Consider the following 18,244-nt stretch of genomic DNA (forward strand, 5'->3'; position numbering starts at 1 on the left):
GAACTGCCTCCCGAAGGAGATTCCGCATGACCTCGATCGCCCCGGCTTCCGCCGTCGTACTCCCACCCACCACAGACGCCGAACTGGAACAATTGCTGACCGCGGCCCAGACCGCGGCGGCACCCCTCGCTGCGCTCCGTCCCGGCGGGCGGGCCGCACTGCTCGACGCCGTTGCTGACGCAATGGACGCAGCAGCGGACAGGCTCGTTCCCGAGGCACAGCGTGAGACCAACTTGCCCGAGGCCCGTCTTCGTGGCGAACTCAAACGCACCACCTTCCAGCTGCGCCTCTTCGGCGAACTTTTGCGCGACGGTGGCTACCTCGACGTCCGGATCGACCATGCCGATCCCGAGTGGCCTATGGGTGCGCCGCGACCGGACCTGCGACGCCTTCGGGTACCGCTTGGCCCGGTCGTAGTGTTCGCCGCCAGCAACTTTCCCTTCGCGTTCTCCGTTGCCGGGGGCGATACCGCCTCGGCGTTGGCCGCAGGCAACCCCGTTCTGCTCAAAGCCCACTCCGGCCACCCGGGTCTGTCCAGGCTCACGGCTGAGGTAGTGAGCTCCGCACTGCGCAAGGCCGGCGCTCCTGACGGCACGTTCGCGCTCATCGCCGGGACTGCAGCGGGAGCCGCAGCACTGCGGGACCCACGGATCAAAGCCGGCGCCTTCACTGGTTCCATCCCTGGTGGGCGCGCCTTGTTCGACATCGCGAGCTCCCGGCCGGAACCCATCCCGTTCTACGGAGAATTGGGCAGCAACAACCCTGCATTCGTCACCGAAGCCGCGGCCAACGAACGGGGCGCGGAGATCGCCCAAGGATTCGTGAGCTCCTTCACCATGGGGGCCGGGCAGTTCTGCACCAAGCCCGGAACGCTCTTCGTTCCTTCCAGGTCCGGGTTGGTGGAAGCACTCCGCGACGCAGTCCTGCCGCCTGCCGCTCCCCTGCTCAATGACCGCATCCAGTCCGGCTACACCGATGTCCTGCAGGATCTGCAGTCAAACCCCCGCCTCACCACACTGGCGCAGGGCGCAGGTCCACTGGACAACCCGCCGGCTCCGACGCTCCTCCACACCACCGCCGCGGATATGTTCGCCGATCCGCACGCCCTCCAGACGGAATGCTTCGGACCCACCGCCGTTGTAGTCACCTACGACGACGAGTCCCAACTCGCCGGGCTCGCCGAGACGTTCGAGGGGCAACTGACGGCCACCATTCACGGAACCGACTCCTGCCAGATAGCGGCGTTGGTGGAGGTACTGGCACGCAAGGCGGGACGTGTGGTCTGGAACCAGTGGCCAACGGGCGTCTCGGTCACCTATGCCCAACAGCATGGCGGACCGTACCCCGCCACCACCGCCATCGGAAGCACCTCGGTTGGCACCGCCGCAATCGAGCGCTTCCTGCGGCCGGTGGCTTACCAGGGCTTCCCGCAACACCTCCTTCCTGAAGCACTCCGTGAGGATAATCCCGGTGGGGTGCCCCGCCTGGTGGACGGCCAGCGGGAGCAGTAGCCATGGCTGCGGTCTCGGTGTGGAGGATTCTCAGCCGACGTGTGGGCGGCGTTCCTGGCCGGGTTGTTGGCGAGCAGGATGCCGGCAGGCCGAGCTTTGGCCAAGGATTGGATGCCAGCGACTCCTACTGGTGGATCCTCGCCGGCGGGATCCACGTGCCGGGATTTGGAGACTACGAGGAGCCAACGCATGCAACATAGGCCGTAGCCGCGACTGCCGCGACCGTAAAAGAAACATCAGAGGCGGGTTCTCCGTGACGACAACCAGCGCCCCGGCAGGAGCACCAAGGCAGCAACCGCTGCCTGAATCACGAGGCCAGTAAGGGCGACGGGCACCGGAGGCGCAAGCTGATCACTTGATTCCCCTCCGATACACGGAACATCACGGCTCGGTCCATCGGCGGCCCACTGCAAGCCGGACAACACCCATGTCAGTTCATGCTCCTTGGGGAGCGTCTCGGCGGCGATGCTACCGAAGAGCAGGATCGGATTGGACGCTGCCAGCCAAGCAACCCACTCTGTATGCGCCACTTCCACGGGGCGCAGTTGCCCAACGCACTCGTATGCTGTGATCCGTCCTGCATCGTCCCGCTCCACGTTGATGGGCACTGACGCTTGGTCCATCACCGCCGTCCCCGGAATCAGCGCGATGGTAGCCGCTACGTTGCCCAGGCACAGGAACGTAACTAATGCCGAAGCCAAGGCAACCCCTGCCGCCGTTCGGGGCGAGCAGGCGCGGGCACCGGCGCCTATGACTCCAAACAACACAATTTCAAGAACAACAACCACGACGCCGGCACCCGCCAACGCGATCGGCCCGCCGACGGCCATGCCCACGATGAGCAGCAAGATGCCGGACGGCACCGCGAAGGCTGCCCCGCGGAACATTCCGGCGAACAGCACACCCAAGAATGTTCGAACTGTTTGACGGAAGCCCCACGCTGCCCCGAGGAGGGCAGAAACGACTGCCATAAATCCGGCCATCAGTATGTACGTGGCGCTTGGCAGACTGGATTCGAACCATCCGTTGGCATCGCCGAAGGCCACCACAGCTGTGGCCATCGCCCAGGCCAGAATCAAGGCGGACGCGCACGCCAACCAGAACCACCACGATTGCAAGGACATGCGGCAGTCAACCCAGGCCTCCCGCACAGCGGCTCCAAGAATGCCGGCGATCCCAGGTTGATGGTTCAGCCTGTGTTCACTCCCCGCGGTCCCGTCATGCCGCGGAAACCGGTCGTCGATTACGCCGCCGCCGATCACTTCGTATTCCGATTCGCTGCGCGCCGGCCCCGGGTCCTCCGGGTTCTCAGGAACCCTGGCCATGGCACCACGCAATGCTCATAAAAGGGATCGTACGCCCGGGGACCTGCTGCTGAAACAGACTGTGTGGCCGCCATGTGGTCACAATTCCTACCAGCCCTGCACACGGCGATAAACTGGCCAAATAAGCTACGCAGGCGTGCTCCAATTTCGATTTTGGCATGCCGCGTTCGAACCCTATTGATGCAGTGAGGGTGCGCGCATGACTATGCCCACTACCGAAGTGAAGATCGACGAGCTCTCCGACGGAGCTGCCATTACCAAGCAGCTGATCGTTCAGAAGTTCGGCGGTTCCTCGGTTGCCGATGCTGATGGCATCAAGCGGGTCGCTCAGCGTGTTGTGGATGCGCAGAAGGCCGGCAACGAGGTTGTGGTTGTTGTTTCCGCCATGGGAGACACCACAGACGAACTCCTGGACCTCGCAGGCCAGGTTACGGACTCCGCTCCTGCCCGCGAAATGGACATGCTCCTTTCCGCCGGAGAACGAATTTCCATGGCACTGCTTGCCATGGCCATCAACAAGTTTGGCGCCTCCGCCCAGTCCTTCACGGGCTCCCAGGCAGGCATGATTACCGACGGCATCCACGGCAAGGCCCGGATTATCGACGTCGACCCCCACCGCATCCGCACCGCTCTGGACAAGGGACACATTGCGATCGTTGCGGGCTTCCAGGGCATGAGCCGCAGCACCAACGAGATCACAACGCTGGGTCGTGGCGGCTCGGACACCACGGCCGTTGCCTTGGCTGCAGCGCTCGAAGCCGATGTTTGCGAGATTTACACGGACGTGGACGGCATCTATACCGCCGATCCCCGTGTTGTGTCGTCGGCCCAGAAGATCGACCGCATCTCCAGCGAGGAAATGCTGGAACTTGCTGCTTCCGGCGCCAAGATCCTGCACCTGCGGTGCGTTGAGTACGCCCGCCGTTTCGGCGTGCCGCTGCACGTCCGTTCGTCATTCAGCCAGCACGAAGGCACGTGGGTCATCCCGGGCGCCGATGAAAAGTTCACGATTCAAGAGGGAGTTGCCTTGGAGCAGCCAATCATCTCCGGCGTTGCACACGACCGGTCCGAAGCCAAGGTCACCGTTGTAGGCGTGCCGGACATCCCGGGCAAGGCCGCTGCGATCTTCCAGGTGATCGCGGACGCGCACTCGAACATCGACATGATCGTACAGAACGTGTCCACCCACGGCACGGGCCGCACGGATATCTCGTTCACGCTTCCCATCGTCGAAGGCGCCGATGCCTTGGCCGCCCTGCGTGCAGCTGAAGGCCAAATCGGCTTCGAGAGCATCGAATACAACGAGCACGTTGGCAAACTGTCTCTGATCGGCGCGGGAATGCGCTCACACCCCGGTGTTTCGGCAACGTTCTTCAAGGCCCTCTCCGACGCCGGCATCAACATCGACATGATCTCCACCTCGGAAATCCGCATCTCGGTTGTCACGAGCGCCGATGCCCTGGATGACGCCGTCCGCGCCATCCACGCTGCATTCGAGCTCGACGGCGACGCTGAAGCTACCGTTTACGGCGGCACGGGCCGCTAGGGTCACCAAGCCTTACAAAACAAGGAGGACCGGAGCAAGTGAACTGGTCCCCGAAAGTTGGACTCTCAAATTGGTGAGGTCTCCACTTTAGCGGCCAGCGACCGGCTCTTCTGAGAAGGCTCCGTCCCCACTTGGGACGGAGCCTTCTTCGCGTGGCGGTATGCCCGTCGTCAACAGGTGCTGTCGGCGGGCGTGTTGGCTGGCATATGCCTCTCTATGTGCTCAGGTCGACACGGTCCGCGCCGGGTTGGTCTCACGCCGCTCCGGCGGCGATATCCAGACTTTTCATCCGCACGCCCGCGCTGTTGGTCCTTACCTTGGCGAGCAGCCAGCCGGCGATCGGCAGGCGGGCGAGGCGGATCATCGCGGTCCGAAGCAGCAGCTCGGCGCGGTTGCCTGGGGTGAAGAAACTGCGCATGTTCACGCCGCTGCCGAGGTGGTGGTCGACGAACGGGCGCAGGTGGTCCTCCCAGTCCTGCAGCGCTCGTGGCACGTCGTGCGGGTGGCGTTCGAGCATGGTGCCGAGCAAGTCGGCCCCGGCCAGGCCGGTGGATGCCCCCATGCCGGAGTAAACGGTCAGGCACCACGCTGCGTCACCGACGAGCACGACTCGCCCGCGGTGCCAGTGGTCGAGGTGCACCTGCTCGGCGGAGTCGAACAGGTGGTCGGGGGCCTTCTCGAACTGGTCGAGCAGCCAACCGAGCGTGGATCCGGTGGGCTCGGGACCGTAGGCGGCGCGCAGCGAGTCGATAGCTGGCCGGGTGAACTCGGCGTCCACGTCGTCGGTGCGGTAGGAGAGCAGCACCGTCGGCGGACGGTCTGCGAACGGGAACACCCATGCTGATCGGCCCTCCTCGGCCAGGATCAGCCCGTCTTGTAGGCGATAGCCGGGTACCGCCTCGGGCAGGCTGTACGCGGCGATCATGTAGTTCATTGGACGGATCGGGCTCTGCTCGGGCTCGAACGCAAGCCGACGCACCGTCGAGCGCAGTCCGTCTGCCCCGACCACCAGGTCGAACCGTTCAACGATCGACGTCTCCGTCGTCAGGTCGCGGATCTCTACGTCCACCCCGTCGAGGTACTGGTCCAGCGCGATCGGCACGGTCGAATACCGGATCTCCACTTCGTCGGGCAGGGCGGTGAAGGCCGCGTCTTCGATGTCGCCCCGCAATACGAGTCGAGACCCGCCGAACACGTCGGCGTAGCTTAGACCGCGGCGGCGCCGGCCCGTGCGGTCGACTTCGTAGCTTAAGGCTTCCGGAGCGACGCGATTCGGCACTGCATCGGCGATGCCCAGTCGTTCGGCGGCAGCGACCCCGGTCCCGAACAGGGCGATGAAGTATCCGCCGCGGCGCCGCTCGGGGGCCTTTTCCAGCACTACCACGTCCCAGCCCGCGCGATGCAGTCGCAGCGCGGAAGCGGTCCCGCTGATCCCGAGGCCGACCACCAGGGCCCGCTGTCGCAATGTCATGTTCTTGTCCATGGGATTGGGCGCGTCGAACGTCTCTTCAGCAGCAATCATGAGATCTCGTGCCTTTCGGGAGTGGGTGGTTTCGACGCCGGTGCGTTCAGACATGGGGTGTCGGACCCGGTCCAGCCGCGTGCAGGGCCGCGTCGGTGTCCGCTATGGCCAGCATCCTGTTGATGTCGGCCCCGGCCAGTGCGCCGGCCGCTGCGGAGGCCCCGACCTGGGCGGTCAGATCGGTGGCGTTGCCGGCCACCCACACTCCAGGCACCTCTGTGATGCCGGCCGTGCCGGAGGCGAAGCTGCGGCCCTTGTTCGGCAGGTCCTGGTCGGGCAGGTGCAGACCTTCCAGGCCCTGGGCGCGGATCTGCAGCTGCGCGAGGACCGCGAGGATGCGGCGGGCCACGACCTGGCCGTCGGCCAGGCGTACCCCGGCGAGGGCGCCGTCGGCGTCGTTGACGACCTCGGTGACCGGGGTGTCGATGACGCGGATGCCGCGGGCGGCGAAGCGGGCGCGGTTGTCCTCGTCCAGGTCGGTGCCGTGGGTGAAGTAGGTCAGGTCCTCGGTCAGCTGACGGTACAGATACGCGTGGGCGATGGAGAGCGGGCCGGTGGCGAGGATACCGATGGGTTCGTCGCGGACCTCCCAGCCGTGGCAGTACGGGCAGTGCACCACGCTGTGCCCCCAGTGTTCGGCGAGCCCGGGCACGTCCGGCAGAACGTCGGTGAGGCCGGTGGCCACGAGGATGCGGCGGGCGGTGATGCTGCGGCCGTCGGCGAGGGTGACGGTGAACCGCAAATCCCCGTCAGCTGAGGGGGCGGCGGGCTCAGCCGAGACCACCTCGCCGAGGACGATGCGTCCGCCGTAGTGGCGCACGTGCTCCCGTCCCCGTCGAAGGATCTCGGACGGCGGCGTGCCGTCCAGGGCGAGGAGGCCGTGCACGGCTTCCGCTGGCGCGTTGCGGGGGTAGCCGCTGTCGATCACGACGACCGAGCGGCGGGAGCGGGCGAGGATCAGAGCGCCGTTCAGTCCTGCGGCGCCGCCGCCTACCACCACCGTGTCGATAGTGCCCTCGGCCAGTTCGTCGCTCGTGAATGGAGGATTTGTCTCATGCATGGTTTGGTCAGCCTTTCGGGTTCTGGACGGCGGTCGGGTTGGTTTCGCCGCGAGGGTCAAGTGAGCCACTCGCCACCCATGTCGCGATCCGTTCCGCGATCGCTTCGGGGGCTTCGATGTGCAGGAAGTGGCCGAGGTCGGGGACGACGGCGCGCACGTGCGGAGCGGCATATCGACGCCGGTCGTCGACGTTCGGGGGGAGGATGCAGTCGTCCTCTGCGCCGTGGATGTGCAGCAGAGGCACCGTGATGGGGTGGGAGAGGCGGCGTGCAGCCTTCAGCATGCCCAGGCGAGTCATCGCCCGGTAGTACTTGAGGGGCGCGGGAAAGCTCGCTCCGAGGTGCTCGTGCAGCTCCGCGCGGAGAGCCGGATGGAGCGACAGGCTTGGTGACCATTGACGCCAGAGGCGGTCGATGAGGGCGAAGTCGCGGGCTCGGGCGATCATGCCGCTTCCGGGAAGCTGGAAGAAGACCATGTACCAGCTCCGGCGGAGCTGGGCGGGGCGAGGCCGGCCGATGAATGTGAGGGGGTGGGGGATAGCGAGCGTGACTGCGCGTTTGATGCGCTTCGGCGCGGTGACGGTGGTGTCGTACGTGATGAAGGCGCCCCAGTCGTGGCCAATGAGGTCCACCTGGCGCCGGGGAGACCACTGGTCGATCAGTGCGACCACGTCGCCGGTCAAGGATGCGAAATCGAACGGACCCGCGGTCGGAGACGGGGCGTAACCGCGAAGCCAGGGCGCGAGGACGTATCGACCCTGGCGGCCGAGCTCGTCGAGGAACGCCTTCGCCGTTGGCGGGTGGTCCGGGAATCCGTGCAGGAAGATCGTCGGTTGACCTGTGGGGTCACCACCCTGCAGAGCGTGAAAAGTCCCATGCGGCAAGTCGAAAGTGACGTGTTCGAAGTCCATGCGTGTTGAGCCTGTTTCGAGAGTGAGCGGACGAGAGATGCTGGTGCTGGCTTCGGTGTCAGCCGGCCAGTTGGTTGAGCTTCCGGATCTGTTTGTCGAAGGTGCGCGAGGGCACGAACCGGCGCAGGACGCTAACGCGTCCGGCCATCGAACCGGCGGTGTACCTGGGTGTCGGCTTGGAATCGGTGGAGGCCGCGACGATCACCTTCGCGACAACGTCAGGATCGTCGGCGGTACGTAAGGCGGTGGCCAGCACGTCTCGGGAGACCTCCCGCTGTGCGGAGTAGATCGGCAGTGGCGAGTCCGGTGCCAGGCTGCTCGCCTCGAAACTCGTGCTTGTAAAGGCCGGCTCGACCAGCAGCACCCGGACGCCGTGCTCGCGAAGCTCGTGGTCGACTGACTCCGAGTAGCCCTCGACTGCATGCTTGGTGGCGGCGTAGATAGCCATGAAGGGGGCTGGGATCAGACCGAGTACCGAGGAGACGTTGACCACACGGCCACTGCCCTGGGCGCGCATGTGGGGCAGCACTGCGTTTGTCATCCGCATCAGGCCGAAGACGTTGATGTCGAAGACCTCCTTGGTCTGGTTGATCGAGCTTTCCTCTCCGGCCCCGACTGCGCCCACGCCTGCGTTGTTGACCAGGACGTCGATCCGACCAAACCGTTCGATCACCTTCTCGACCAGGGAATGGACCGATTCGTCGCTGGCTACATCGAGATCGAGGAACGACACCCCGGCAAGCGGGCGGGCGATCGCGGCGTTGCGGCTCGTACCGATCACCGCGAAGCCGGCGTCCACGAGGGCGCGCGCTGCCGCACGCCCGATTCCTGAGGAAGCGCCCGTCACGAGGGCCACTGGGAGAGCTGTCTGCATGTTGGTTCCTTCGGCTATAGGCGTGACTTCGCCGCGCCAGATATAGGGGGTCAGACGTTTGTGTACTGAACAGTCAACAACGTAGGTGGTTCTGTACTGATTTGTCAACTACGACCGTTCGGCTCTACCTTGTATGTATGGCGAGACCACGAACCTTCGACCGCGACCACGTTCTCCATGCCGCCGAGCGGCAATTTCGCGAGTCGGGCTACAACGGCACGAGCGTTGACGACATCAGCGCAGCCACCGGCCTAGGCCGCGGCAGTCTCTATGCCGCTTTCGACGGCAAACACGGTGTGCTGGTGCAAGCGATGGCCGGATACTTCGACCGGCTGGGAAACGTTCCGGCGAAGGTGCTCGCCGGCCCGGACGAGGGGGCACTCGAACGCCTCCACGGCTATCTGCTCCGTGCCGTCCACGGGGTGCCTCTTGCCGACGACGTGCCCCCAGCTTCCGACCGGGCGGCGGCTGCGTGCTTCGCGGGCAAGATGGCTCTGGAGATCGGCGCCTCCGACGCCGAGGTGCAGCGCATTGCTGCCGAGTGTTTCTCTATGCTCGTGATGGCCGTGGCCGAGTGTGTGCGCGCGGCGCAGCGCAACGGAGACATCGACCCGGACGCGGATGCTGAAGATCTTGCATACCTCTTGCTGACCGTTATCCGCGGGACCGACGTCGTCGGTGCGTACGGCCACAGTCCTGCCCGCTTGACTCAGATTGCCGAGAGCGCGTTCGCGTTGCTGCCACGCGTGAGCCGCCGCTGAGGAGGGCGCAGCCGAGCGGCTGAACGCAACCCGGCGTTATACCAGCGGATGTATTCGTGCAGGGCTGCTGGCAGTGCCTCCGTGCTGACGACTTGGACACGGTGGAAGAGCTCTTCCCTGCGGTGTCCAAAGAAGTTCTCTACGACGGTTTGTGAGATCTTCACTTTAGCGGTCAGTGATCGGCTCCTCACTGAAAGGCCCCATCCCAAAGTGGGGGACGGAGCCGAGACCGCACCCCGGACGCTTAGCTACCTGCGGATGCTCCAGGACACGCCGTCACTGTCAGGCACTACGAGAAGCACCTCGGACAACGAACTTCTTCCATGCATAAAACTGCTCCCCGGTCCTCCTTGCATTACTGCCCGGATGGCGCCAGCAGGACGTCGATGAGCTGCCTCAGTCCCTCCGCCATGTCCACGTCTTTGTCGTAGAGCCACTGCAGCTGCAGGCCATCGAAGGCCGCAACAACCAATCTGGACAGAATGGCGGCGTCAACGTCGGTCCGGACCTCGTTGGCTTGCTGTCGACGGGCGATGTCCTCTGCTATCTCCCGCACCACTGCCTCGTAACGTTCCTTGAAGTAAGGGTGTGAGTCGTGCGCAGGGTGGTTGGCCGTGGCGGACGCTACTGCGTAGAGCGTGGTCAGTCCAGGTTCCGTTCGGTTCCGCTCGGCGATTGCGGGCATCAGGTGTATCCCCACACCTTCGTTACCGCTTGCGGCCAAGGACCGGCGGTCGCGCTCTGCCAGGACTGCGGTGAGAAGCTCCTGCTTGCCTTTGAAGTAATGGAACAGGGTGGCTTCCTTGACGCCGACCAGATCCGCGACGTGCTTAAGGGCTGTGCCTTCAAATCCCTCTGTGGCAAAGACATCGGTGGCCGTCTGGATGATCTGTTCGCGGCGCTCCGCACCTTTCGCGTATTGGCCGCGTGCCCTCGACATTGACATCCGCTCAGTCTATTTCACGCGCCAAAAATCGAGTTGGACTAGATTTATCGCTCAAAAACCTAGTCACGCTAGATTTTTGACGCTAAAGTCGGTGTCAAGACCCGACGGTCCTGGGCCCAGTGCTCGCAGTCTTCAGCGCAGTGGACGCAGCCTTTCCCGTTACCCGTATCAAAGGAGTCAAGTAAATGAACCCCACATTGTCGGCCGCAGTCACGGCCCCGCAGGCCGGAGCGCCGGACGCCGAGGCCCGCATCCGGGAACTCGCACAGAGCCTCTCCCTGGAGCAGCAGATCCAACTACTGACGGGAGCGGACGTCTGGGCAACCCATTCGATCCCCGAGATCGGACTGAGCCGCGTCGTCCTGTCCGACGGGCCAGCAGGCGTCCGCGGCGAAGACTTCGACGAGCGGCACGACTCAATCTCCCTCCCGTCGTCGTCCGCACTGTCCGCGACGTGGAGCGTGGAAACGGCTCGTCGCTACGGACAGGTCCTCGGCCAGGAGGCCCGCCGCAAGGGCGTCCACGCCGTGCTCGGCCCCACCATCAACCTTCATCGTTCGCCTCTGGGTGGACGTCATTTCGAGTGCATGAGCGAGGACCCGCGGCTCACGGCAACCATGGCCGCCGGGTACGTTGCCGGCGTGCAGTCCATGGGCGTAGGAGCGACTCCCAAGCACTACCTGGCCAACGAGGCCGAGACGGAACGCTTCACTTCCGACTCCGTAGTGGACGAACGCCCGCTGCGGGAGCTCTACCTGGCAGCGTTCGAAGACGCCATCACGGAGGCGCGGGCATGGTTGGTCATGAGCTCGTACAACTCCATCAACGGCACCACGGCGAGCGAAAACAAGCTGCTGGAGACGCCGCTCTCCACGGAATGGGGCTTCGACGGCGTGGTGGTTTCCGACTGGACGGGAGTGCGCTCGATCGATGCCGCCAACGCCCACCAGGACCTGGAAATGCCGGGGCCTGTAGGCCATTGGGGCCCCAAGCTTCTGGCCGCCGTCAATGATGGCCGCGTCAGCCGGGAGGCCATCCTGGAAAAGGTCATCCGTATCCTCCGTCTCGCTGCCCGCGTCGGCTCCCTCGAAGGCTTCGAGCCCGCGGTCACCGGGCTCCCCGCCAAACTGGACGGGGCCGCCGTCGCGCGTGAAGTTGCCGTCCGCGGCGCCGTGCTGGTCCGTAACGAAGGCGGCATCCTGCCGCTGGAGGCCACGACGCTGAACAGCCTTGCCGTGATCGGCCACAACGCTGAAGAGGCACGCACGCAGGGCGGCGGAAGCGCCACGGTGATGCCCAAGTACACCGTCTCACCGCTTGAGGGGCTGCGCAAAGCACTGCCCGACCGCGTCAAGGTCACCTACGCGCGCGGCGCCAAGGTGGCCGAGGGCCTTCAGGCGTTCCCCCGGACTTCCCTGCACAATCCGGTCTCCAACGTCCCGGGGATCCGCGTTACGTTCCTTGCAGAAGACGGCACAGAGATCTCGGGCGAAGACCGCCTGGCGTCACACTTGATCTGGTTCGGCATCGGCATCCCGGAAGGCGCCTCCATCATCCGGATGGAAACGGACTGGACAGCCGACTCTGCAGGTATCCACCACCTCGGAGTGGGCACGGTGGGGCACATCCGTCTCTCATTGGATGGAGCCGAAGTCTTCAACGACGAGATCCAGGACGACACTGACGTCCTGGGTGCCGCCCTCTTCGATCCGCCCAAGACTGTTCACGCAGTTGAGACCGCAGCCGGCCAGCAGGTGCGTATCGAAGCCGAATACCGTCTGCCCAAGGAACAGGTCATCCCGTTCACGGCAATCCTGCTGGGTGAAGAAACCGTGGTGGCGGATCCGCAGGCCGAAATCGACGCAGCGGTGGAAGCCGCCCGGGCTTCCGATGTTGCCGTGGTGGTCGTGGGAACCAATGCATCCATCGAATCCGAGGGCTTTGACCGTAAGAACCTGGACCTCCCCGGGTTCCAGAACGACCTCGTAGAAGCTGTCGCGGCGGTCAATCCACGCACGGTGGTGGTTGTAAATTCGGGTTCACCTGTGGTGATGCCGTGGCTCGGGAAGGTAAACGCGGTGCTGCTGGGCTGGTTCGGTGGACAGGAGTTCGGCAGCGCGATTGCAGACATCCTGCTTGGTGCCGAGGAACCTGGCGGCCGCCTCCCAACCACGTGGCCGGCAGCCTTGGAGGATGTCCCGGTCCTGAACACCACTCCCGTGGACGGCAAAGTGGTGTACTCCGAGGGAATTCACGTGGGCTACCGGGCGTGGCTCAAGCAGCAGGGCGAAGGTGGTCCTGCTCCGGCGCTGCCTTTCGGCTTCGGGCTCGGGTATACGACATTCGAGTTGGGCACCGCCCACGCACCACAGTCGGTCACGGCCGGCAACGATGTGGTTGTGCACGTCCCGGTGAAGAACACCGGCACGCGTACGGGACGTGAAGTGGTCCAGGTCTACCTCGAGCGCACCGATTCCGCTGTGGAACGTCCGGTCCGTTGGCTGGCAGGCTACGCAGGAACCCACCTTGCTCCAGCGGGGACTGACAGCGTCGAAGTCCGGATCCCGGCAAGGGCTTTTGCGCATTACGACGGCGGCTGGCAGTTTGAGCGTGGAAGCTTCCGCTTGCTGGTGGGTCGCCATGTTGCGGATAGCTTCCAGACTCTGGACATCGAGGTGCGGTAATAATAGAGGGCAATTGGCGCGGCGTGGCGGCCTTTTTTGGGCCGCCACGCACGTGGTTTTCGCCACAAGCGCCGTATCTGGGGTATGGTATGGAATTTTCATGGCATGCTGTACGTTGCATACCCGGTAACCCCCTAACACGAAGAGGCATCAAAAAGTGGCAGCCGACTACGACGAACTCCGTACCGATGTAAAAGAGAACCAGGAGCAGTCCCTCCAGGCGCTCCAGTCCGCCAGCGCCCCCACGGCCAAGAGCGTGGTTCTTGAACTCGACGAAACCGACGGCCTGGACGCCAACGGTCCCGGTGGCGAAATCGTCGCCGAAGAACTGATTATCCAGGTCATCCCCCAGGCAAACGACGAGTTCACTTGTAACTCGTGCTTCCTGGTCCGCCACCGTTCGCAGATTGCCCGCGAAAAGGATGGCGTCGCCTACTGCACAGACTGCGAAGGCTAAAGACGGCCACCACCCCGGCGGAACATGAATCGTCAGGGAGTGCCGCCGTCGGGATTAATTGCGGAAGGACCGGAGCACGTGCTCCGGTCCTTCCGCAATTAACTACTTGTCGCCCGGTTCCTGCATGCCCTTCTTATCGGGCTCGGACAGTCGCTCCTCGTCGGTGTATTCAGGTGCGACCACCGGGGAAAGAGCGTCACCAAGCAGACCGGCAGCCTCCCTGCCATCCTCTGGAGCAGGCCGGTCCGGCGACTTGTCGTCCTCCAGCGGAGTGTCCGTCATAGCCCGCCTCCTTGTCCGCCGATCATCTTCTGGCGTCGGTGATTACTCACCCTGAGTTGGAGAATCCGCGCACCGCCGGCGAGCGCCACGAGCACGCCTCCTCCAACAGCTGCGATGAACAGCGTGGTGCCGAGGGCGAGTGCTCCTTCCAATCCGAAGAACCGAACGGTGACCATGTCCTGGTTCTGGACGAAGAAGACGATCAACAGGACCAACACCACCAGGCCCACAGCTACGGCCACCCAGATTGCTGCTGTCCGTGTGGGGCGGGAATTGCCCGGAGCCACCCGCGACTGTGGGTAGTCCGCCCGTCCAGGACCTCCCCGGGCCATTGCGGCATCATCTTGAGCGCTCATTGACAGCCCCCTCATTTCCCAGAACGAATGCGTGCTCACCACATGTCCATGCACTCATATAATAAGCGTGCTTATAAGTGGCTCAACAGTGGCCCGGGCATAAGGGCTGCCGTACATAAGGAAGGACCGGAGTTCGCGGTCCGGTCCTTCGGTATTTGGGTGCCGTTGTTACTGTCGGTCACACGCTGTAGTCGGTTGAAGTTGGCCCGGGATCGTCGTTGCGGACGGCGTAGTGATGGCCTTCCGAGTCGGTCTCAACGTCGAAGTGCTTCAAATCTTCCTCGGAAGCCGTTTCGAAGTCGTCGTGCTTATGCACAACAGGGGCATCCGTGTCCCCATGGGTTGCTGGTCCGAATACGGACTGCAGCCGCTCGGTCACGTGCTGAAAGTTTTCCAACTTGCGTCCCATGTTCTTCCACCTCCTTTCAACGGGAGAGAGAAAAGCGGCAGGACGGCGCATGCCGTACCAGTACGCCAATTTTACGCCCGCGGACCAGAAAAGGCGCAGAATCCCAACAGGCGAAAAGGCTTAGCGCAGGGACTTGTCGTCCGGATTACGGGGAACCACGTATGTGCTGCCATCCGGACGGCGAAGGGTTTCCCATTGCTGGGTCTCCGCTTCGCGTTGGGCCAGGAGCCTGCGGTTGGCCTCGGTCATTTCGTGATCAATGGAGCTGCTGTGTGCGGGGCCAAAGATGATCCTCAGCTTTCCGGTAGCGCGCATGAACTTCTGGGTAAACGATTCCTTTGCCACGCGGATCGACTCCTCTTTTAGACGCTTCAACAAGTTCATAGTACGCTAACAATTAGTGCACTAACTAATTGGCGGGAAGGCAGTCATGACCCAGACGGATGAGACAATCCAGGCCAGCGAAACTGACGACCTCCTTTTGGAGCGCCAGCTGTGCTTCGCGCTGACGGTTGCCTCGCGAAGCGTGGTGGGCATCTACAAGCCCATCCTCGAACAACTAGGGCTTACCCATCCGCAGTACCTTGTGATGCTTGCACTCTGGGAGCGGAGCCCCAGGACTCTTAAGGACATCAGCGACAGCCTCCTCCACGAACCCGCCACCCTGTCCCCACTCCTGCGCCGACTCGAGGAAGCCCATCTCATCACCCGCGAGCGCGTACCGGGCAACGAGCGGGCTCTTGCCGTCAAGCTGACAGAAAAGGGGGCAGCGCTTCGGGATCAGGCAACGGCGGTTCCTGGTGCGATCCGGGAGCGCCTGCAGCTCAGTCGCGAGGAGGTGGCCGAACTCCACCAGGCTATGACCGGCCTCATCGCGGCAACCCAGCGCAGCGACACCTGAGACCCAGCGCAAGGCAACCAAGCGCCACCCGGGTCCCGGCTCAGCGCGCCAACGTGAGAATCTCGGCCCCGTCGTCGGTGATGGCTATTGTGTGCTCACTGTGGGCCGTACGGCAACCTGTGGCGCTTCTCAGCGTCCACCCGTCGTCGTCGGTAACAAGCTCGGCGGTGTCCGCCATAACCCAAGGCTCCAGTGCCAGCAGTAATCCGGGACGCAATTTGTATCCACGGCCCGGCCTCCCGGCATTGGCGATGTGCGGGTCCTGATGCATCGTCGATCCGATGCCATGACCACCGAACTGGGTATTGATCGGGTATCCGGCCGCACTGAGGACCGAGCCTATGGCATGGGAGATATCACCGATGCGGGCGCCAGGTCCGGCCACGGCTATCCCTGCGCTCAAGGCCCGCTCGGTTGCGTCGATCATTGCCAGGCTGTCCGAGGGCTTTGAATCGCCCACTGTGAAGCTGATAGCGGAGTCTGCAGCGACCCCATTCTTGGAAACGGCGAGGTCCAGGGACACGAGGTCGCCGTCGGCAAGTGTGTAGTCGTGAGGCAGTCCATGGAGTACAGCGTCATTGACGGACGTGCAGATGTAGTGCCCAAAAGGACCGCGCCCAAAGGACGGCGAATAGTCGACGTAGCAGGATTGGGCCCCGGCATCGACGATCATGGCTCGCGCCCATTGATCAATCTCCAAGAGGTTGACGCCCACCATGCTGCGACTCTTCATCGCTTGAAGGATGTCGGCCACCAAGGCACCGGCCTCCTTTGCCCGATGCAGTTCGGTGCGGCTCAGAATCTCGATCATGCGGCGCCTTTCCCGTTCAACCAATAACTATCCCGGCCATATTATCCCGGTATTAGAATTGGAGCCATGGTTAGGTTGCCACTCACAGCTGAAGAGGTCGAACGCGGGCAGCGTCTCGGCGCCATGTTGCGTCGAGCCCGGGGAGGGCGCTCCATGCTGGAAATTGCACTCGAGGCCCAGGTTTCACCGGAGACACTTCGAAAGATTGAGTCCGGACGTGTGGCAACCCCGGCATTCCAGACCATCGCAGCGATAGCCGATGTCCTCGGGCTGTCCCTCGATGAGGTGTGGGCAGGGATCAGCCAGCCCGAAAGCATTGCCGCACCGGCGTAAAATGGCAGCAACCAAGGAGATTCCATGCGCTCGCGCTTCGTTCGGCCCCTCATAGCCGTCCTGGCCCTCGCTGGCCTGGCCGGCTGCTCGGGCACCCCCGCCCCGGGTGGGTCGAGCAGCGCTACCTCCGCGCCGTCGTCGTCCGTCAGTCCCAGCGCCAGTTCCCCCAGCGCTACGCCCTCCAAACCAACGCCAACCCAGGTGCCCACAACCCTCGGCCCCGAAGACACAACACCGGACCCCAGCCTCCCGGCGGTCAAGCCCACCCCGGGACAGGGAAACGCTGAACTCTCCATCACGGTGCTTGAGTCCGCCGACGCAGCACCGCAGCACTACACGCTCGTCTGCATCGATGGCGCCCCGGCAGCCGAAAGCAAACACCCCACCGCGGATGCGGCCTGCACTGCGCTGAAGAATAATCCTTCGCTGCTCAGCCACGCACCCATCAAGAGCGACCAAGAGTGCACGCAACAGTTCGGCGGACCGCAAACGGCCAAGGTAACCGGCGCGGTTGACGGCATGGAAATTTCCGCTTCCTTCAGCCGCACCGATGGCTGCCAAATCGCCTTGTGGGACGCGGCCAGCGCCATCATCGGTTCCAGTGGTGGAGCAGCTTAGGCCGCAGCACCTCCCCCAAGAGCATTGGCTCGGGTTGGAGGCCGCCCATCATGCACGCGTCGCCCGGTACGCCGACCCCTATTTGGCCCGCCGGTCGGCAGGACAGAAACATCCCGTGGAGGACTTCCTCTTCACCTACTACACCCAGAAACCCGGCCAATTGCTTCGCTGGCATCCCGGCGACGGTGTGGTGTTAAGTGGCGGACGTGCCCTTGAGCGCGCCAACTGGAAGTTCTACCGCATGCTCGACGACGGCGACCTCGCCGCCGTCGGACTGCCGCCAGGTACCCCCGCGGTCACCTTTGACAGGGAGAGTTTCATGGCCCAACGCGCCGAGGCCGTCAGCTTCGCCGGCGTTATCCTCAACGGCACCGCGAAGCGCCCGGGTCAGTTCGGCTGCTTCGGCCTCCATGAGTGGGCAATGGTGTACCGGCAGGAGAAATTCGAGTTGCGGCACGAGTACTTGAAACTGCGGCTTGGCGCGGAGGGCACTGACACCGTGGTGGAGCAGAACCGTATCCGCTGTTCCCACTTCGATGCCTTCCGTTTCTACACGCCGGACGCTGTCCCGCTGAACGAGCTCACGCCCACCCGTGAAAACCAGCGCACCATGGAACAACCGGGCTGCCTCCACGCCAACATGGACCTGTACAAATGGGCCTACAAACTGACTCCGGCGCTGCCGAGCGAGTTGGTGATGGACTGCTTCGAACTGTCGTGGCGGATCCGGACTATGGACATGCAGGCTTCCCCTTACGATCTCGAAGAATGGGGCTACCCGCCCATCAGGATCGAGACACCGCAGGGCAAGGCCGAGTACGTTGAGTACCAGCGGGCTTTTGCGGCCGAATCCCAGACGCTGCGGGCCCGCGTGCTTCAGGCAATCCAACCGCTGCTTTAGGGAACGTCCCGCGGGACTCTTGCCGCAAGCACCCGCC

General features: G+C 63.9%; 22 protein-coding genes. 10 read left to right on the top strand and 12 right to left on the bottom strand.

Annotation, left to right across the window (positions count from 1 at the left end):
- The first annotated feature begins 26 nt into the window (after positions 1-26).
- Positions 27-1,511, top strand: a complete 1,485-nt coding sequence (locus tag ACFX4T_RS19335; protein ID WP_377653419.1) for an aldehyde dehydrogenase (NADP(+)) — start codon at positions 27-29, stop codon at positions 1,509-1,511.
- Positions 1,512-1,513: 2 nt separating this feature from the next.
- The gene (locus ACFX4T_RS19340) at positions 1,514-1,711 is read left to right on the top strand and encodes a hypothetical protein (RefSeq protein ID WP_377653421.1); all 198 of its coding nucleotides are present in this window, start codon (positions 1,514-1,516) and stop codon (positions 1,709-1,711) included.
- Positions 1,712-1,747: 36 nt separating this feature from the next.
- On the opposite strand, the gene ACFX4T_RS19345 is transcribed toward ACFX4T_RS19340, so the two are convergent.
- Positions 1,748-2,836 carry a hypothetical protein gene (locus ACFX4T_RS19345; protein ID WP_377653423.1) on the bottom strand — a complete coding sequence of 363 codons (1,089 nt, stop codon included), beginning with the start codon at positions 2,834-2,836 and terminating at the stop codon, positions 1,748-1,750.
- Positions 2,837-3,035: 199 nt separating this feature from the next.
- Here ACFX4T_RS19345 and ACFX4T_RS19350 point away from each other — a divergent pair, with 199 nt between their 5' ends.
- Positions 3,036-4,382, top strand: a complete 1,347-nt coding sequence (locus ACFX4T_RS19350) for an aspartate kinase (protein WP_377653425.1) — start codon at positions 3,036-3,038, stop codon at positions 4,380-4,382.
- A 253-nt stretch (positions 4,383-4,635) separates the two neighbouring features.
- Here the strand turns inward: ACFX4T_RS19350 and ACFX4T_RS19355 are convergent, their stop codons facing one another.
- From ACFX4T_RS19355 to ACFX4T_RS19370, 4 genes are read right to left on the bottom strand one after another with little or no spacing between them, the layout of a single operon-like run.
- Positions 4,636-5,904 carry an FAD-dependent monooxygenase gene (locus tag ACFX4T_RS19355; protein WP_377653427.1) on the bottom strand — a complete coding sequence of 423 codons (1,269 nt, stop codon included), beginning with the start codon at positions 5,902-5,904 and terminating at the stop codon, positions 4,636-4,638.
- 46 nt (positions 5,905-5,950) lie between these two features.
- Positions 5,951-6,964, bottom strand: coding sequence for an NAD(P)/FAD-dependent oxidoreductase (locus ACFX4T_RS19360; RefSeq protein WP_377653429.1), 1,014 nt, complete (start codon positions 6,962-6,964; stop codon positions 5,951-5,953).
- Between the two features lie 7 nt (positions 6,965-6,971).
- The gene (locus tag ACFX4T_RS19365; RefSeq protein WP_377653431.1) at positions 6,972-7,874 is read right to left on the bottom strand and encodes an alpha/beta fold hydrolase; all 903 of its coding nucleotides are present in this window, start codon (positions 7,872-7,874) and stop codon (positions 6,972-6,974) included.
- A gap of 58 nt (positions 7,875-7,932) precedes the next feature.
- Positions 7,933-8,748: an oxidoreductase gene (locus ACFX4T_RS19370; RefSeq protein ID WP_377653433.1), complete on the bottom strand. Its 816-nt coding sequence runs from the start codon at positions 8,746-8,748 to the stop codon at positions 7,933-7,935.
- Between the two features lie 137 nt (positions 8,749-8,885).
- Between ACFX4T_RS19370 and ACFX4T_RS19375 the strand changes: the two genes are divergently transcribed.
- Positions 8,886-9,509: a TetR/AcrR family transcriptional regulator gene (locus tag ACFX4T_RS19375; protein WP_377653435.1), complete on the top strand. Its 624-nt coding sequence runs from the start codon at positions 8,886-8,888 to the stop codon at positions 9,507-9,509.
- Here the strand turns inward: ACFX4T_RS19375 and ACFX4T_RS19380 are convergent.
- Together ACFX4T_RS19380 and ACFX4T_RS19385 are read right to left on the bottom strand one after the other, a co-directional pair.
- Positions 9,458-9,700: an IS3 family transposase gene (locus ACFX4T_RS19380; protein WP_377653437.1), complete on the bottom strand. Its 243-nt coding sequence runs from the start codon at positions 9,698-9,700 to the stop codon at positions 9,458-9,460. The two genes, ACFX4T_RS19375 and ACFX4T_RS19380, sit on opposite strands and share 52 nt — an antisense overlap.
- 164 nt (positions 9,701-9,864) lie before the next feature.
- Entirely contained in the window at positions 9,865-10,455 is a 591-nt protein-coding gene (locus ACFX4T_RS19385) for a TetR/AcrR family transcriptional regulator (RefSeq protein WP_377653439.1), read from the bottom strand.
- Positions 10,456-10,640: 185 nt separating this feature from the next.
- On the opposite strand from ACFX4T_RS19385, the gene ACFX4T_RS19390 reads away from it, so the two are divergent.
- Entirely contained in the window at positions 10,641-13,139 is a 2,499-nt protein-coding gene (locus tag ACFX4T_RS19390) for a beta-glucosidase (RefSeq protein WP_377653441.1), read from the top strand.
- 157 nt (positions 13,140-13,296) lie between these two features.
- Complete coding sequence (locus tag ACFX4T_RS19395) at positions 13,297-13,596, top strand: DUF4193 domain-containing protein (protein WP_216921958.1); 300 nt, start codon at positions 13,297-13,299, stop codon at positions 13,594-13,596.
- A 102-nt stretch (positions 13,597-13,698) separates the two neighbouring features.
- On the opposite strand, the gene ACFX4T_RS19400 is transcribed toward ACFX4T_RS19395, so the two are convergent.
- The 4 genes from ACFX4T_RS19400 to ACFX4T_RS19415 all read right to left on the bottom strand — a co-directional run bounded on the left by ACFX4T_RS19400 (position 13,699) and on the right by ACFX4T_RS19415 (position 14,988).
- On the bottom strand, positions 13,699-13,878 hold the full coding sequence (locus ACFX4T_RS19400) for a hypothetical protein (protein WP_377653443.1): 180 nt from the start codon (positions 13,876-13,878) through the stop codon (positions 13,699-13,701).
- Entirely contained in the window at positions 13,875-14,234 is a 360-nt protein-coding gene (locus ACFX4T_RS19405) for a lipopolysaccharide assembly LapA domain-containing protein (RefSeq protein ID WP_377653445.1), read from the bottom strand. The genes ACFX4T_RS19400 and ACFX4T_RS19405 overlap by 4 nt, the downstream gene beginning before the upstream one ends.
- A gap of 178 nt (positions 14,235-14,412) precedes the next feature.
- Positions 14,413-14,643 (bottom strand): hypothetical protein, encoded by a 231-nt coding sequence (locus ACFX4T_RS19410; RefSeq protein WP_216921968.1) that lies wholly within the window; start codon positions 14,641-14,643, stop codon positions 14,413-14,415.
- Between the two features lie 120 nt (positions 14,644-14,763).
- Positions 14,764-14,988, bottom strand: coding sequence for a hypothetical protein (locus tag ACFX4T_RS19415; protein ID WP_216921971.1), 225 nt, complete (start codon positions 14,986-14,988; stop codon positions 14,764-14,766).
- Positions 14,989-15,073: 85 nt separating this feature from the next.
- Here ACFX4T_RS19415 and ACFX4T_RS19420 point away from each other — a divergent pair, with 85 nt between their 5' ends.
- Positions 15,074-15,544 carry a MarR family winged helix-turn-helix transcriptional regulator gene (locus ACFX4T_RS19420; RefSeq protein WP_377653447.1) on the top strand — a complete coding sequence of 157 codons (471 nt, stop codon included), beginning with the start codon at positions 15,074-15,076 and terminating at the stop codon, positions 15,542-15,544.
- Between the two features lie 40 nt (positions 15,545-15,584).
- On the opposite strand, the gene map is transcribed toward ACFX4T_RS19420, so the two are convergent.
- Positions 15,585-16,355, bottom strand: coding sequence for a type I methionyl aminopeptidase (gene map / locus ACFX4T_RS19425; protein WP_377653448.1), 771 nt, complete (start codon positions 16,353-16,355; stop codon positions 15,585-15,587).
- A gap of 66 nt (positions 16,356-16,421) precedes the next feature.
- Between map and ACFX4T_RS19430 the strand changes: the two genes are divergently transcribed.
- The 3 genes from ACFX4T_RS19430 to ACFX4T_RS19440 are packed head-to-tail and all read left to right on the top strand — an operon-like array spanning position 16,422 to position 18,207.
- Positions 16,422-16,688, top strand: coding sequence for a helix-turn-helix domain-containing protein (locus ACFX4T_RS19430; RefSeq protein ID WP_223947860.1), 267 nt, complete (start codon positions 16,422-16,424; stop codon positions 16,686-16,688).
- Positions 16,689-16,712: 24 nt separating this feature from the next.
- The gene (locus ACFX4T_RS19435) at positions 16,713-17,306 is read left to right on the top strand and encodes an SSI family serine proteinase inhibitor (protein ID WP_377653450.1); all 594 of its coding nucleotides are present in this window, start codon (positions 16,713-16,715) and stop codon (positions 17,304-17,306) included.
- A complete protein-coding gene (locus ACFX4T_RS19440) occupies positions 17,239-18,207 on the top strand; it encodes a 3-methyladenine DNA glycosylase (RefSeq protein WP_377653452.1) in 969 nt (322 codons plus the stop codon). Before ACFX4T_RS19435 ends, ACFX4T_RS19440 begins: the two co-directional genes overlap by 68 nt.
- The last annotated feature ends 37 nt before the right edge of the window (positions 18,208-18,244 follow it).

Origin of the sequence: Paenarthrobacter sp. YIM B13468, assembly GCF_042788025.1 — a bacterium.
In the GTDB taxonomy this organism is placed as follows: Bacteria; Actinomycetota; Actinomycetes; order Actinomycetales; family Micrococcaceae; genus Arthrobacter; species Arthrobacter aromaticivorans.

Bases quoted from the DNA above. Each gene is read 5' to 3' on its own strand.
- ACFX4T_RS19375 (WP_377653435.1), top strand. From the start codon at position 8,886: ATGGCGAGACCACGAACCTTCGACCGCGACCACGTTCTCCATGCCGCC.
- ACFX4T_RS19365 (WP_377653431.1), bottom strand. From the start codon at position 7,874: ATGGACTTCGAACACGTCACTTTCGACTTGCCGCATGGGACTTTTCAC.
- ACFX4T_RS19360 (WP_377653429.1), bottom strand. From the start codon at position 6,964: ATGCATGAGACAAATCCTCCATTCACGAGCGACGAACTGGCCGAGGGC.
- ACFX4T_RS19420 (WP_377653447.1), top strand. From the start codon at position 15,074: ATGACCCAGACGGATGAGACAATCCAGGCCAGCGAAACTGACGACCTC.
- ACFX4T_RS19340 (WP_377653421.1), top strand. From the start codon at position 1,514: ATGGCTGCGGTCTCGGTGTGGAGGATTCTCAGCCGACGTGTGGGCGGC.
- ACFX4T_RS19345 (WP_377653423.1), bottom strand. From the start codon at position 2,836: ATGGCCAGGGTTCCTGAGAACCCGGAGGACCCGGGGCCGGCGCGCAGC.
- ACFX4T_RS19350 (WP_377653425.1), top strand. From the start codon at position 3,036: ATGACTATGCCCACTACCGAAGTGAAGATCGACGAGCTCTCCGACGGA.
- map (WP_377653448.1), bottom strand. From the start codon at position 16,355: ATGATCGAGATTCTGAGCCGCACCGAACTGCATCGGGCAAAGGAGGCC.
- ACFX4T_RS19440 (WP_377653452.1), top strand. From the start codon at position 17,239: ATGGCTGCCAAATCGCCTTGTGGGACGCGGCCAGCGCCATCATCGGTT.
- ACFX4T_RS19400 (WP_377653443.1), bottom strand. From the start codon at position 13,878: ATGACGGACACTCCGCTGGAGGACGACAAGTCGCCGGACCGGCCTGCT.
- ACFX4T_RS19335 (WP_377653419.1), top strand. From the start codon at position 27: ATGACCTCGATCGCCCCGGCTTCCGCCGTCGTACTCCCACCCACCACA.
- ACFX4T_RS19405 (WP_377653445.1), bottom strand. From the start codon at position 14,234: ATGAGCGCTCAAGATGATGCCGCAATGGCCCGGGGAGGTCCTGGACGG.
- ACFX4T_RS19385 (WP_377653439.1), bottom strand. From the start codon at position 10,455: ATGTCAATGTCGAGGGCACGCGGCCAATACGCGAAAGGTGCGGAGCGC.
- ACFX4T_RS19410 (WP_216921968.1), bottom strand. From the start codon at position 14,643: ATGGGACGCAAGTTGGAAAACTTTCAGCACGTGACCGAGCGGCTGCAG.
- ACFX4T_RS19370 (WP_377653433.1), bottom strand. From the start codon at position 8,748: ATGCAGACAGCTCTCCCAGTGGCCCTCGTGACGGGCGCTTCCTCAGGA.
- ACFX4T_RS19355 (WP_377653427.1), bottom strand. From the start codon at position 5,904: ATGATTGCTGCTGAAGAGACGTTCGACGCGCCCAATCCCATGGACAAG.
- ACFX4T_RS19430 (WP_223947860.1), top strand. From the start codon at position 16,422: ATGGTTAGGTTGCCACTCACAGCTGAAGAGGTCGAACGCGGGCAGCGT.
- ACFX4T_RS19435 (WP_377653450.1), top strand. From the start codon at position 16,713: ATGCGCTCGCGCTTCGTTCGGCCCCTCATAGCCGTCCTGGCCCTCGCT.
- ACFX4T_RS19390 (WP_377653441.1), top strand. From the start codon at position 10,641: ATGAACCCCACATTGTCGGCCGCAGTCACGGCCCCGCAGGCCGGAGCG.